We start from the raw sequence: 14,003 nt of genomic DNA, 5'->3' as shown, positions 1-14,003 counted from the left end.
CGGCTCGGCCTCTCTGGCATTTCCCGCCCATTTCTCCCAAGACTCCCCCAGTCTCCCCTTACATCCCTGTCTCCAAGGACAATCCATGAAACCATCCATGCTTTACGAGGCGCTTCTTGCGCTGATCGGTGAGCGTGTGCCTCTGCACATATGGGGCGCATGCGGCGTTGGCAAGTCGCAGATCGTATCGCAGGTCGCCGGCGCACTCGGTTACGAGTTCCTCGACGTCCGCGCGGTGCAGCTCGACCCGATTGACCTTCGCGGCCTCCCACGAATCGTGGGCGACTCCACGGAATGGGTCCCTCCCAGGTTCCTGCCCACCAGCGGGAGAGGCATCCTTTTCCTCGATGAGTTGACTGCCGCACCCCAGATGACCCAGGCGGGCTGCTATCAGCTTGTCCTCGATCGCAAGCTCGGCGAATACAGACTCCCGGATGACTGGGTTGTCCTTGCGGCCGGCAACCCAGCCTCCGAACGCGGGGTGCATTTCTCCATGCCTCGCCCGCTTCGGAATCGGTTTGTCCATCTCGATCTCGAACCCGATCTTTCCGACTGGTGCAAGTGGGCCGTTCGGAGCGGAGTACGGCCAGAGATCATCGCCTTTCTGCGCTTCAAGCCTGCATTGCTCCACGACGCGGACGCCACCTCGGACCAGAACGCATGGGCGACGCCGCGCTCTTGGGAGATGGCTTCGAATGTCCTCAAGGGACTGACCGCGCGCGGGACGGCGCCGAACTCCGCAATCGAGGCACAGATGCTCGAGGGCACGATTGGCCCCGCTGCGACCGCGGAGCTGGTTGGATTCCTGCGGCTGTTCCGTCAACTGCCCTCAATCGACGAGATCCTGCTCACCCCGGATACCGCGCCTCTCCCTGACGAACCATCGGCACAGATCGCGATTGCCACTGCTCTCGGGCGTGCCATGTCGGACCAGTCGATCACGAAGGGTACGAGATATCTCGACCGTATGCCCACCGAAATGCGCGTGCTCGCCATGCGCGATGCGGCAGCGCGCGACCGTGCCATCACCCACACACCGGAGTTCGTTCGCTTCGGTGTGGAACAAGCGGAGGTCTTCCAATGATTACCCAGAAAGCCATGCTCGCCGCGGTCCATATCAGCATATGGACCGCAACCAAACACGACCGCAAAGTCAGCCGCGACGTCGCCGACCGCAATGGCGCGCGCGAGCGAGCGGGACGTTACAACAAGCAACTCCTCATGGGCGCGGGAAAGCTCGAAGAGCTGCGCACGCTCGCCGGACAGATACGCCAGTACTTCTACAAGATCACGCTGCCGTGGTCGGATGAAGGATTCCGGCTTCTGCCTTCGCACTTCTACTTCGATCTAACCACGCGCATGCGCGAGTTCGAGGCAGGCTTCGTATCCGCCGTCGACCAGTTTCTTGAGGTCTACCCGGACTACATCCGCGAAGCGAAAGCGGAGTTGGGAGGGCTGTTCCGCGAGGAAGATTATCCCTCCGTTGAGAAGCTGCGCGAGAAATTCAGCGTGAAGCTCGAAATCCTGCCTGTTCCTACCGGCGATGACTTCCGCGTGCAGATGTCGGCCGAAGAGCAGACGCGGGTCGCGCGCGAGATCGACGCTAACGTCCGCCAGTCTCTGACCAAGGGAACGGAGGACCTCTGGAAGAGGATGAGGGAGGTGGTCAAGCATATGGTCGACCGTCTAAGCGAGCCGGAGTCCCGGTTCCACGCAACGATGGTGACCAACATCTTCGATCTCGTATCACTCCTGCCGCAACTCAACGTGAACCAGGACCCCGACCTTGAACGGTTCGCTCTCCAGATCCGCGACAGACTGTGCAACTACACGGCGCAGGACCTGAAGAAGGACGACGTGCTGCGGACTGCCACGGTGAGCGAGGCCGCGGGTATCGTTGCAGAGATCGATGAGGTGCTTGAATCGCGGCGTTCACAACCGCCGATTTCACAGCCCATCGTCGAACCTGCCAATGAGTTCTCTCCTCTACCTGAGGTCTCCGACATCCTTGCCCACATGTCGGCCTACATGGAGGTCCCGGCGACGCTATGAGACAGGAGACAGCAGCCGTAAAACGAATCCAGAAGGCGCGCACCACTCTCCTGCTCGACCATCCATTCTTTGGCACGCTGCTGTTCCGGCTCAAGGGACGCGAGACCTCCTCGGTGAAGACAATGGCCACCGACGGGGTCTCGCTGTTCTACAACCCGGAGTTCGTCGCAACACTTTCCGCAGCGGAGCTGAACGGAGTGCTTGCGCACGAGGTTCTGCATCCCGGACTGCAACACCATGTACGCCGGGGAAACCGCAGTGCCAAGCGATGGAACATGGCATGCGACTATGCCATCAATCCTCTGGTGATCGATGCAGGACTGGCGCTGCCAAAGGACGTCCTGATCGACAACCGCTTCCGCGGCATGAGCGCAGAGCGCATCTACAACCTGATCGAGGAAGAGGAGGATGGCGGCGGTCAGCAGCAGGATGACGACCGGAAGAGCGGCTCAGAGAAGGGTCAGGACGGCCGCGGCGGAGATAAGAACGAACCCAGCGCGCCGGAGACACCGGGAGGATTCGGCCAGGTGCTCGATGCTCCAGAGGCAGAGGACGCCGACGGCAAGAATCTAGACGAACAGGCCCGGGATTGGCAGATCGCAGTCGAGCAGGCACAGACCATCTCGAAACTTGCCGGGAAGCTGCCTGCGGGCCTTGAGCGCAGCTTGCAGGGAGCGGAAGAGGCCCGAGTCGATTGGCGGGAGCTGCTGCGGCGTGCATGGTCTGAAACCACTCCATCCGACTACTCGTGGATGAGACCGAATCGACGGCACATCTGGCAAGGGCTGTACCTTCCCGGCGTCCAGCGTGAGGGTGTGGGAGAGGTCGTGATCTTCGTCGATTGCTCCGGCTCGGTGAACTCGAGGCAACTCTCTCTGTTCGAAGCCGAAGTCCGCTCGATCCTCGAAGGACAGCGGCCCGAGCGCGTGTACGTCGTCTACTTCGACACCCAGGTCCACAAGGTCGAAGTCTATGAGGCTGGGCAGCAGATCAGCCTACGTCCGGTGGGCGGGGGAGGAACCGACTTCCGTCCCTGTTTCGATTGGGTCGAGGAGAACCACGTTCAGCCGCAGACCGCGGTGTTTCTGACCGACCTCTACGGTACCCTGCCCGAGCATGCACCCGCTTATCCAGTCATCTGGGCAACCACCGGATCCCAACACGTCAACTTCGGGCAGATCGTTCCCATGCAAGCGGCATAGATTGCGGGCCGTAGAGTCACGGCTCCGGAGCTTCCACAAAGGCTCCGGAGCGCATCCCGAATTTATTAACGGAAAGTAAATAGAAAGACGAAGAAGAGTTATCCGTGCCAGGCTGTCGATGTTTCTGCTGTGCGAAGAAGATAGAGAAAATTATCTAAAGGAGTTAGCACGGTTTTCGCGTTAGAGTAAATGACGCAGTATTTTCCCACGCCGCCAACCATTGAGATCGGGTTCACACCTGTCAGAACACCGACCAGTCGGCGATGCGACGTGAGGGTGTTTTGATTGCTGTTCTTTGATGCCTTGAGCCGCCGAAGACTTGGGCTTATCGTCTAACTGCCCCAAGCAACGGCGATGTCGGATTCTGTCCCCTAGTATCGCTGCTTTGCGAGGATCGATCGATGCATTCCAGACGCTTTTCAGCATTCGGAGTGGTTGTATTCCTGTGCCTCTTGCCTATGACCGGAGTTTCACAGACACCAGCCGCCGTTCCTGCTCCAGATCAGGAAAAGAGCATTCTCTACACGGGCCAACTGGACGGTTTCCTGGGAACTCAGAAGCTCTGCAACGGCTTGACCGATGTTCAGTGCCACGACTACATCGCTCAACGAGCAGACAACCTAAACAGCTTGAAACTGAGTTACCGATCCATTCTGGTTGGGATGGGCGACAATTTCGGACCGGACTTGCTCTGGAATCCATGCAAGCTGGACGCTTGCCCAGGTGGAGCCGCATACCCACCCGACTATCAATATATTCCGGCCAATATGGTTGGGCAGCGGACCGTGCCCAAGCCCGGACAGAACCACGTTGTGCAGCTGATGGGTAAATCCTACGACGCCGTGGTGCCTGGCAAAGAAGACTTCGCTTATGGCGTTCAATACCTGCGCGCCATAGGAGAGGATGCCGGAGTGCCGTTGATTGCCAACAATCTCGTTGTCCAGCCAACGCCTTCGCCCGAGTGCCTCTCCTATCCTGCTGCCACTCCAGCGTTGCCCTTATTGCCCAATCAGGTGTCGACCGCGATCGCGTCGGGATCGAGTGGATCGGCCGGTGGAAGTGGCGCTGGTGGGGGTGGGGCAGGAACCTGCCCAACCCAGCCGGCGGGCCCGAGCTCAACTCTTCTGCCAACTCTCGCGTGGCCCGATTCGAGTTCTATTTATCCGTGGACTGTTTCGATCGCCGTCTCTGTGCCCACTGGCCGGTTTGATCTCGGTAGAGATGCCCTGGTTTGCCCTATCGATCCCAAGTCCACCCCGAAAGATTGCATCCCCTGGAGCCAGGAAAAGGCCTTTACAAACACCAGCGCAGAACACGTCGAACAGACGCAGAAAACAGAACAAGACAGAGTAAATAAATTAAACATGGCTTCGGGTAGCAACGCATCTCCCGAGTCTCCCGCAACAACGGTCGTCCGGTATACGTTGAAGGACCCCAAGTTTATTCCCGTCGCCCCGAACGGCGTGATAGCTGAAGCTGCGGGCTCACCCGCGGCCATGCTGTTCCCGGAAAATTCGGTGAAGATTTGCATCTTTTCCGTCAAAGATCACAAGTATGTGTGCACAGACAGCGGTTCCCCAATCACCGTGCAGCGAACGCTCTTCCCGCACGCATGGATTACAGCCACTAATTCCTCAGGCGGCGATTATGTGGTCTTCTCTGCCCTTGCTCCTGATACTCTCAACGGTCTTTCCACTGCGAACAGACAGTGGTCCTCAAAAAAAATGACTCCTCCGGGACCTCCCATGCAGGTGGCAACCGGAGACCCTGCCCAAGCAGTGACGCAGGCCGTCCATGCCTACAACCAGCTCAACTCCTCCAAGAAGGCGACTGCGGTTGTGCTCGCACAGATGACACCTGGTGAAGCAAAGTCCCTCTCAGACAGTCTCGGTGTGACGTCGTATGCCTATATGACGTCGCATGACCATATAGAGAACGACTCGACGCAGATAAGCGTCATCCTGTCCGCAGCAGATGTCGTTGAATCCACACCTCAGCTCACCCTGTCCACCGCAGGCCGAAACCCTGCTACCCAGGGAAGGTATATCCCCGTGGTTACGCCCGGTCCTATCTTCCAGAAAGAGGACTGCCTTCGCGATTCGGCGGACAGCATTCAGAGTTGTGTCGCGCGACTCAGTCTCACCCAAGACGACTCAAACTTTACGAACACGCCTGCTGCGAAAGAGTATTCGAAGCTCCAATCTGCGACGCTGTCTTCCAACAACACCTTTTGCGACGATCAGCCTCAGCCGACCTGGGAATGCAAGATGCTCGAAGAGATGCGGGAATCTTTATATGACGCTTCCCACTCAATGCATGCTGATATTGCCATTCTTGAAGCAAAGGACTTCGACTATCAGCGGAGCGGGATCACGCCGGACTCTTTCCTCCCACCGGCGTCCCCTACATCGCCAACGTCGGAGCAGGTCATCAAGGCGCTGTGGAATGCGGGCAATCTCACCCGCGTCACATTGCTTGGCTCTACGCTGACAACTATCCTGACTCAGAATCAAACGAACCAGGCACGCACGTACCAGACACTAGCGACCGTCCGGCGAGCCGAGCAATTGAGGATCGTAGGAATCTATCAGCGCGGCAAGACCTTCTATGTGAGGGGAGTTCCGCTCGACCAAGCGAAACTCTACTCCGTTGCCACTTCCGATAACCTTGCCAACACAACCTCGGACTACTCATCGCTATCCTCGCCCGACCAGCATTTCCCCGACGTCTTTTGGCATCACGGTCGCACCATCAACATCGCCGACATTGCCAATGTCACATCTGGACTACCGGGCGTTCCGCGAAAGACGTCTCTTTGGGAGGTGTCGAGTCTTGAAGCCCCGTATCTAGGGCAGGTCAACAAAGCTGACCGGGTGGCAGCAGCACCGCAGATTGCTCCAATCACGGTCACTCACTCGAATCGCAGTCTGTTCTCGAAGCCCGATCCCACGCCTAAAGACGTGCAGCCCGGACCCTCATTGCCAACTCTGAGCTCATTGGCGCAGTTTGAGCCGTTCACACACATCGTCTTACAGCAGGTCGCGGTCGGGTATTCTTTTTCAAAACCGAGCCAGTCCGATCAGAATATCGGCGCCAATCTGGGCGGTGTCTCCAATCCCAACGTCGCCACCGCGCACAGCGATACCTTCACGTCTGTGGCGGACGGCCGCATCGAGCACTACCTGAGACGCGGCCGGTGTGCCTTCTGCTTCTCTGACTTCGGCATCGACGGCCAGTTTAATTTGACCCACACTATCCTTGGGTCGACTACACCCTCCACTGCGGTAACCACCGCGGGCGTCCCCATTTCGAGCACTGCCTCTTCCTTCCCCGCGAACTCTTTTGTCGAGAGCCCATTTTTCGACTTTCAAACGAGTGCAAAGAGCAACTGGAAGCCACTCGTGCTCCGGCCTGGAGTATTCTCCGTCAACGTCGCATCCGCCACACAGTTCCTCGCGAGTGCCCCACCTGCAACTCCGCCGCCTAGCGGAGCTCCGTCTGTCGATTTCGAGCTGACGACCAAGAGAACAGAGACCATTGGCGCGAATGTCGGCACCCGCATGGAGAAGAGCGACTTCAACTATTTTGAAGTGGGATATAGCTGGCAAAAGGTCCATGACGTTCTTTCCGGCATTTCGGCTCCCGGCCAAACGGAGTGTTCGCTGACCCATTCAATGACACTGGCAGATTGTGCCAAGTCCCTGAATCCAACCGGACCGTTGACCGCATCCTACGCAACCTACACTCAGAATGCTGGTGGGTACCTGATGGGCATGGTGACCTATCACTTCCGCAAGCAGCCGTTTCCGGAAGGCTACCCTGTCAATTCCCTGAGGAAGACGCTCTTTCTCTATCAGGGCACGGCATACGGCAATTTCTTCGCATACGAGCGATCTAACCCTTCAAGCCTGCTCACACGTTACGCCTTTCAGTGGAACAACTCGTTCCAGTTCACTCTTCCTGCGAACTTTACATTTGGGCCGAGCTATAACCTGTTCTTCTACCAGGCCAACCAGCACGGCATCGGCTCAAGCCTGCACCGGTCCTCGCTTAGTGTCCAGTTGAACTACTCCTTCGATTGGCACAGCGGGATGTCGTCGGCGAATGCCGCAGTCGGCAAAGTTCAATAAACCTGGGGGCGATGGCGACGCCCCCTTCAATCCAAGACAAATCTGAAACACAGATTGACCGCAACCTGTCTGCGCCCAGTGGACAAGGAGTTCCCATGTCTTTCGTTGCCCAAGACAACACAATATTCGAGCTTGATCGCGAACTCGACTTCCTCCTCGATGAAATCCAGGAGCAGGCCGAGTCTGAAGAGACGGAAGAAGTAAGTCCCGAGTTAATGCAGAGGTTCCAGCAGTTCTGTGACGCCTACAGCGAGAAGGTCGACCGGATCGGCCACTTCCTCAGCGTCATGGAGGCCAGAGCCGCGTATTGCCGTGGACAGGCGAACCGCCTCGCCGACCGCGCCCGGTCCGCAGAGAACAAGATAGATCGCACCAAGGGGATGGTGCTCTATTACCTCAAGAGTAGGAACCTGCGAAAGATCGAAGGAAAGGAATTCACACTGAGGTTGCAGAAGAACAGTCAGGACTCACTGGTTATTCTCGATGAGCCGCAGATTCCTTTGGTGTTCCGGGATGTTGAAGCGAAGATCCCCGGCCAGCTCTGGGAGGCGCTGCTTTCGTATCTGTCGGATGAGACCCGCAGAGAACTCAGTGCCTGCATACGGCAGATGAAGCCGAGCGCTGACGCGATTAAGAGAGCAGCGGCGGACCAGGAAGAGGTACCGGGAGCTGCGGTCCGGCGTGGAGTCCACCTCCGCGTTGCGTGACCCATAACCTTCGGAACCTAGCCACTCCGCAATCGAAGCGGAGATCGAGGTTAGAAAGATGCGAGAACACATTCATATCGTGACGGACGGCTCAGCCATCGGCAATCCCGGACCTGGGGGCTGGGCCGCGGTCCTCTCATGCGGCCAAAAACGATGGCGGATCTCGGGGGCGGTCGAACATACGACAGCCAATGAGATGGAGCTTACAGCCGCTATCCAAGCACTGAAATCCATCGACTTCGGATCGCGGGTGACTCTCTGTTCCGACAGCGAGTATCTGATCCGTGGCATGCGGCATCTGGCGGACCGATGGCTCCGTCAGGGCTGGCGCAACACTCGTGGCCGGCCGTTGCGTGACCAGGCACTTTGGCAGACCCTTCTGATCCTGAGGGCCAACCATTTCGTGGAATGGCGGTGGGTCCGCGGGCACGATGGCCATCCCGGACAGACCGAAGCCGATGCGCTTGCGTACATGGAAGCCCGCCGGACCTGGCTTGCGAGGAGGTTAGTTGCCTGAGTTCATGTAGTCGGAGACTGCGACATTCTTACCATGCTTGTTCGCATTTCGCATTTTGGGTGGCTCTATAGATGACTGCGGAACTCAGCAACCGACGTGATCATTCTTAGGAGGCTCATGAGCAGGCTGGGACAAACCACATCGAGTCCTCCGCGCTGGGGACCGGAGGCGATGTCGCTGGTGGCGCACGCCAAGGTCCTCAGCGGCAACAAGCTCGAGCAGTTGGTCGTGCGCCTGCAGCGCCACTCGGGCCGGCCAAAGCAGGAGTGCTGGCGGTTCGTCATCCAGCATGGCCTGAAGACGAGTGTCGATCATCGGCGATGGACCGAGGAGGAGATCGAGTACGTCCGCGAAGCGCTGGTCAAGCTCACCATCGAGGAGATCGCCAAGAAGCTTAAGCGGACGCCCAGGGCCGTTCGCAGCATGCTCGTGCGAAATGGTCTCGGCATTCGTGAGATTCGATGCGACAGGTTTTCACTGGAAAGTCTCGCCCATGCGCTCCGCGTACGAACGGACGAAGTGCGCAGTTGGATCGATCAGGGCTGGCTGCAGGCGACGATCTCGCTCGAAGGCAAGCGACGCTCCTACATCATCACGCCGGAAGCCTTGGCAGCCATGTACAAGAACCATCTTCCGAAGATCCTCGAACGCGGTGCACGAAGCCAGAGCCTCTTTGAGGCTTACCTCCAATACTGCTACTCGCCGAAGCACACCGTTGGCGAACAGTTGCTCGATGTGCGGCGGGACAAACGCGAGCGCGCCGCGTTCGCATCCCTCAATGAAGACGACCAGGACATCGATGAGGATGATGGCGACGAAGTGTAGATGCGTTCTAGTCAGCTATTGTGGCGGGGACAAGAAGAACTTCACCTTGTACTTTTCGCCGATAGTAAGAATCTTCTCGGCCGCGTTCTCGAGTGTGAGGCCGTCTGCAAGTTCACCGAAAAACTTCTCCATTCCTGCGGGGAAGAATGCAGCGGCAATGCGGCCAGAATCTTTCCCTGAGTTTCGAAATGTATGGAGTGTTCCCTTTGGCAGAAAGGCGATCTCACCTGTCTTCAACGGGAGCCAGCTATCGTGTGACAGAACTTCAAACTCGCCTGCCAGCACCGTGAGCGTCTCATCTTCGTTCTGATGAATATGCGGGGGAGGTCCCCCACCAGGAGGGGTCGTTTCAATGATGATCGAAGTCGCATTGTTTGTTGCTTCACCGGTGAGGACGACTTCGACAAGCTCCCCAAGCAGGTGGTACGACTCTATCGGCTGTAGTACGAAGGCATTCATATGGCGTTCTCACAAAAGTTGTGGAGTAAAACTCCGGGATGAAGGGTCGGTCGAAGAAAGCAACACAACCGAAGCAAGAGCGTCTAGTGCCAGATCCTCACGCCGAATACGAATGAACTTGTACCGACAGCCTCCCCGTTGTTCGACCTGTATTTCGCAGAGCCGCCAAATGCGCCTTCGTAGGTGTAGCCAACATAAGGTGCAAACTTCCGGTTGATCTCGTAACGCAGACGCAGGCCGCTGTCGAGGTCGCTAAAGCCGGAACCGATCTCACGCTCAGGATCATCCTTGCTGTAGAAATTGAGTTCAACTTGTGGCTCAAGAACCGTACGCTGCGTGAAACGAAGAGAGTAGGCGCCATTGATCCTTCCCGCCACTCGGCCATCGTTGCGAATGTAAAGAGTCGGTGCGAACTCGAAGGAGTAAGGAGCCAGCCCCTCAATGCCTACCGCTGACCATACGCGAGCTGGCCCCGAGTCCAGGTCAGCACGCACGCCTACCTGGGCGTCGAAATATTTCATCCGAGGAATAGGTCGATCGTAGAGCAACTCCTGATCGCCATCACTGACTGACGAATGATCCACAAAGCCCTCGGATTTGATCCACAGCCGGTTCCAATCGGTACCGATCCAACCCTCGCCATCCCAGCGGAATCGCGTGTTTGAGCCGCCACTGCGACCTTCGAACTGATCCAGGAGAACGTGTGAGAATGTTCGATTGTCCATCACTGGCGGGTCCCAACGTGAACGATCTGATCCCGGAGGGTTGGCGGGCATCTGCCCAAGTGCAAGTTGAGTCGACACCGCAACACATAGAAGTGCGGCAAACAGCAGAAGCCTCTGACACGAGGGGTTTTCGAGTCGCCCGATGGGGCGAAGGAATACTCGCAACGACGACCTCATTGCACGATCACCGTTCGAAACATCCCGGCTTCCATGTGGTACATGAGGTGGCAGTGATAAGCCCAATGACCACGCGTATCCGCAGTAACAACATAGCTCACCCGCTCCGCTGGTTTCACGATGAGTGTGTGCTTGTACGGGTTGAACTCACCATGACCATTCTCAAGCTCGCTCCAGAGTCCATGGAGGTGAATCGGATGCTCCATCATGGTGTCATTGATGAGAATGATCCGAACGCGTTCTCCGTAGGCCAATGTGATCGGAGGCGCCTCAGAGAACTTCTTTCCATCGAAGCCCCAGATGAAGCGTTCCATGTTCCCGGTCAAGTGCAGCTCGATTTCACGAGAAGGGGCGCGCCGATCGACTCCGCTGTAACGAGCACGAAGGTCAGCATAGGTAAGAACGCGGCGCCCATTGTTTTGAAGACCGTCGCCCGGGTCTTCAGGCCGGCTTGAGGTCATGGACGCAACCGTGGCCACTTCAGGGCCGACGTGGAGAATTTTTGCCGGATGGTCCGCAGGCATCATCTGTTTGCCTTCGGCTGAGGCTATGGGCAACACGCCAGGACCAGGCTGTGGCAAGGGAAAGCTCGACTCGAAGGATGACACCGAAGCCGCCTCTCCGACTCCCATTGAAATCGATGTATCCGAGTGCACACTCATGTTGGACATCGAACCCTGATTCCCTTTCATAGAGCCACTGCTCGACTTATCCATCGCTGGCATTTCCATACTCGTCATATCCATGCCGGGCATGTCCATGTTGGCGCTCATCTTCATGCCCGTCATCTTCATGCCCATGTCCGACATCGTTCGCATCGGGCGCGGGTCCATCGGTGGGATATCAGGAAGCAAGCCAAGTTTCGGTGTCAGGATGGCGCGAGCAAATCCGGTGCGATCTTCCGCCTGGGCGAAGATTGTGTACGCTTCGTCCTTTGGTTCAACGATAACGTCATAGGTTTCGGCAGTTCCGATGCGGAACTCGTCGACAGTGACTGGCTCGATCGCATTGCCGTCCGCTGCCACTACCATCATCTTCAGACCGGGGATACGTACATCGAAGAACGTCATCGCGGAGCCGTTGATAAAGCGCAGCCTCACTTTCTGTCCCGGCGCGAACATTGCAGACCAAGGGCTGGATGGAGGCGCACCATTCAGCAAGTAGGAATATGCGCTACCGGACACATCGGCAATGTCCGAGGGGCTCATATTCATCTTTGCCCACACCATGTGCTGCGCCAGGGCCTTGGAGAATCCATCGGCGTGCGCATCGCGGGAGAACTGTTTCAGACTCGGACGATGGTAGTTGTAATAGTCACTGTCTCCCTTGAGATTGCTCAGAATGGAGTTTGGATCGAGATCGGTCCAATCCGACAACAGGATCGCGTAGTCGTGTTCGGGAGCTTCCGCCTCGGAGAGCAGAGGATCAATGATGATCGCACCGCTTAGCCCGGTTTGCTCCTGAAATCCGCTATGGCTGTGATACCAGTAGGTACCATTCTGCTTCACCGTGAATTCGTAGGTGAACTTCTGCCCCGGTCCAATGCCCTCGAAGCTCAAGCCGGGAACTCCATCCATCTCAGAGGGAATACGCATTCCATGCCAGTGGATGGAGGTGAATGTCTTGAGCCTGTTCGTCACTGACAACGTGACCGTGTCGCCTTCTCTCCAGCGAAGAGTAGGGCCTGGGACTGAACCGTTCACTGCGACTGCCGTGCGAACTTTCCCCGTGAAGTTCACCGGGAGTGTGTCGATCACGAGATCGAACTGGTTTCCCTTCAATTCGGTTGGTGGATGCAATACGGTAGCGGCCTTAGCCAAGCCTGCATTCCAAGTCACAAGACCAGCAGCGATCATCCCTTGCAGGAAGCGGCGGCGGTCTAAGATAAATTGCTTGTGCGCCTCAGGCTTGATGGTCATGTCCGCTCTCGGATGACCTTCGATGGGATGTGAGACGAATGGGTCGCGGTGCATCTTTCCTGGCTATCGATGGAACAATGCGAGATGAATTGTGATTGGAGACACATCAAATCCATCCTCGCTCACCGAGACAGTGCGGGACTGGAGATAACCGAAACTTTGCAGAAACGGGTTAGACATTTGCAGGATTGATCCTGCGCTGATGGGAAGTCCCAAACTAAAGCGAGTCTACGAAGACGGGGAGATCCGCTCTGACGGTCTCGAGCTGCTCGCGACTGCAGGAGAAGACCTGGCGGTACGCGCGACTCGCAATTCTCAGGTTCCAGAGATGAGCTTCCATCGCTGTCACCGATGCATTCCGAGGATAGAACTCGCTACCGGCTTCTAAGATCAGCAGAGCCCTCCAGGGAGAGACGGGATAGTAGCCTTCGAAGGCCACGGGAGCTTCATGGTCATTGAATTTCGCAGCTATGTTGATCATGGGTTGATCGCTTGTGAGGAACGGCACATCTGTTTCGTTCTCGATCAGCAGGATCGACATACGTGGATGAGCGTTGAAAAGGCTGTAACCAAGATTCAGGGCGAGCATGTGCGAGATGATATTAGCAGTTCGTTCAAATCTCGACCGCTCTTCGATGGGCATCAGCATCTCAATACGCCGACGATGGTTGGTACGGGTGTATTGGACGGCAAGACCGCGATAGAAAGCCACTCCATCGTTGTCGTTTGAAAGGAAGCGAAGATCACCGCCGCGAAGACTCTCAAGGTAAGGTTGAAACGACTGCTCAATCTTCGCGTGAAAGTTCTCGTTCGCCTCGGCAATGTCCTTGTCGATTGCCGCCAGTATTCCGGAATGGCTCGATGACTCCTTTTGGTAATGCGCCTTCGCTGCATGCGGCGTCATGAACTGTTGTAGCAGCTGCAAGTGCATCGACTTAAGCCGCTCAGGCGAATCGTTGATAACCGTTTCGTGGATGAAGGCCACATCGGACGGTTGCAATTCTCTCAGCCGATAAAAGTGGTTCTCTGCTCCTACATTTCTGACGTTCGGCTGAAAGACCCTGCCCGACTGCAGGCAGCAAACCTTATCATCCACCGCCCATGCGTCGAGATAGAACCTTGGGACGAAATGGTGCAGCTTCTTGGCTACCGCGCTCATGCATAAAGTCTACTCGGCGCTGTGTTGAGAACGAGGCTGCGAAACACTATGAGGCGTAGTCCAGCACCGGCTCAAGCCCAAAGCTGGCGTATTTATTGTCAGTTATCGGGACAGCCTTTAGAATTGCGGCC

11 protein-coding genes are annotated in these 14,003 nt (G+C 56.9%); 7 read left to right on the top strand and 4 right to left on the bottom strand.

The features are described 5' to 3' along the window. The first annotated feature begins 85 nt into the window (after window positions 1–85). From XX99_RS09125 to XX99_RS09095, 7 genes are all read left to right on the top strand, one after another. Window positions 86–1,084, top strand: a complete 999-nt coding sequence (locus tag XX99_RS09125; protein ID WP_050059037.1) for an AAA family ATPase — start codon at window positions 86–88, stop codon at window positions 1,082–1,084. After that, a complete protein-coding gene (locus XX99_RS09120) occupies window positions 1,081–2,052 on the top strand; it encodes a hypothetical protein (protein WP_050059036.1) in 972 nt (323 codons plus the stop codon). Before XX99_RS09125 ends, XX99_RS09120 begins: the two co-directional genes overlap by 4 nt. Further along, window positions 2,049–3,254 (top strand): vWA domain-containing protein, encoded by a 1,206-nt coding sequence (locus XX99_RS09115; protein WP_050059035.1) that lies wholly within the window; start codon window positions 2,049–2,051, stop codon window positions 3,252–3,254. The genes XX99_RS09120 and XX99_RS09115 overlap by 4 nt, the downstream gene beginning before the upstream one ends. A gap of 401 nt (window positions 3,255–3,655) precedes the next feature. Beyond that, window positions 3,656–7,384 (top strand): hypothetical protein, encoded by a 3,729-nt coding sequence (locus XX99_RS09110; RefSeq protein WP_156185884.1) that lies wholly within the window; start codon window positions 3,656–3,658, stop codon window positions 7,382–7,384. Between the two features lie 95 nt (window positions 7,385–7,479). After that, complete coding sequence (locus tag XX99_RS09105) at window positions 7,480–8,091, top strand: siphovirus Gp157 family protein (protein WP_050059033.1); 612 nt, start codon at window positions 7,480–7,482, stop codon at window positions 8,089–8,091. A gap of 58 nt (window positions 8,092–8,149) precedes the next feature. Continuing rightward, on the top strand, window positions 8,150–8,608 hold the full coding sequence (locus XX99_RS09100; protein WP_050059032.1) for a ribonuclease H family protein: 459 nt from the start codon (window positions 8,150–8,152) through the stop codon (window positions 8,606–8,608). 117 nt (window positions 8,609–8,725) lie between these two features. After that, window positions 8,726–9,433: a hypothetical protein gene (locus XX99_RS09095; RefSeq protein WP_156185883.1), complete on the top strand. Its 708-nt coding sequence runs from the start codon at window positions 8,726–8,728 to the stop codon at window positions 9,431–9,433. A 15-nt stretch (window positions 9,434–9,448) separates the two neighbouring features. Here XX99_RS09095 and XX99_RS09090 read toward each other — a convergent pair whose 3' ends face one another. The 4 genes from XX99_RS09090 to XX99_RS09075 form a co-directional block, all read right to left on the bottom strand. Beyond that, the gene (locus tag XX99_RS09090; RefSeq protein ID WP_050059030.1) at window positions 9,449–9,892 is read right to left on the bottom strand and encodes a cupin domain-containing protein; all 444 of its coding nucleotides are present in this window, start codon (window positions 9,890–9,892) and stop codon (window positions 9,449–9,451) included. A gap of 83 nt (window positions 9,893–9,975) precedes the next feature. Further along, window positions 9,976–10,617, bottom strand: a complete 642-nt coding sequence (locus XX99_RS09085; RefSeq protein WP_231581210.1) for a copper resistance protein B — start codon at window positions 10,615–10,617, stop codon at window positions 9,976–9,978. A 173-nt stretch (window positions 10,618–10,790) separates the two neighbouring features. Beyond that, entirely contained in the window at window positions 10,791–12,713 is a 1,923-nt protein-coding gene (locus XX99_RS09080) for a copper resistance system multicopper oxidase (protein ID WP_050059356.1), read from the bottom strand. Window positions 12,714–12,930: 217 nt separating this feature from the next. Next, window positions 12,931–13,872, bottom strand: a complete 942-nt coding sequence (locus XX99_RS09075) for a DUF4238 domain-containing protein (protein ID WP_050059028.1) — start codon at window positions 13,870–13,872, stop codon at window positions 12,931–12,933. Between the last annotated feature and the right edge of the window lie 131 nt (window positions 13,873–14,003).

Origin of the sequence: Silvibacterium bohemicum (assembly GCF_001006305.1) — a bacterium.
GTDB lineage: Bacteria > Acidobacteriota > Terriglobia > Terriglobales > Acidobacteriaceae > Silvibacterium > Silvibacterium bohemicum.
This window is presented reverse-complemented; position numbering and strand designations above follow the sequence as displayed.

Excerpts from the sequence above, each read along its gene's own strand:
- XX99_RS09125 (WP_050059037.1), top strand. The coding sequence starts at position 86 with ATGAAACCATCCATGCTTTACGAGGCGCTTCTTGCGCTGATCGGTGAG.
- XX99_RS09120 (WP_050059036.1), top strand. The coding sequence starts at position 1,081 with ATGATTACCCAGAAAGCCATGCTCGCCGCGGTCCATATCAGCATATGG.
- XX99_RS09115 (WP_050059035.1), top strand. The coding sequence starts at position 2,049 with ATGAGACAGGAGACAGCAGCCGTAAAACGAATCCAGAAGGCGCGCACC.
- XX99_RS09110 (WP_156185884.1), top strand. The coding sequence starts at position 3,656 with ATGCATTCCAGACGCTTTTCAGCATTCGGAGTGGTTGTATTCCTGTGC.
- XX99_RS09105 (WP_050059033.1), top strand. The coding sequence starts at position 7,480 with ATGTCTTTCGTTGCCCAAGACAACACAATATTCGAGCTTGATCGCGAA.
- XX99_RS09100 (WP_050059032.1), top strand. The coding sequence starts at position 8,150 with ATGCGAGAACACATTCATATCGTGACGGACGGCTCAGCCATCGGCAAT.
- XX99_RS09095 (WP_156185883.1), top strand. The coding sequence starts at position 8,726 with ATGAGCAGGCTGGGACAAACCACATCGAGTCCTCCGCGCTGGGGACCG.
- XX99_RS09090 (WP_050059030.1), bottom strand. The coding sequence starts at position 9,892 with ATGAATGCCTTCGTACTACAGCCGATAGAGTCGTACCACCTGCTTGGG.
- XX99_RS09085 (WP_231581210.1), bottom strand. The coding sequence starts at position 10,617 with ATGGACAATCGAACATTCTCACACGTTCTCCTGGATCAGTTCGAAGGT.
- XX99_RS09080 (WP_050059356.1), bottom strand. The coding sequence starts at position 12,713 with ATGACCATCAAGCCTGAGGCGCACAAGCAATTTATCTTAGACCGCCGC.
- XX99_RS09075 (WP_050059028.1), bottom strand. The coding sequence starts at position 13,872 with ATGAGCGCGGTAGCCAAGAAGCTGCACCATTTCGTCCCAAGGTTCTAT.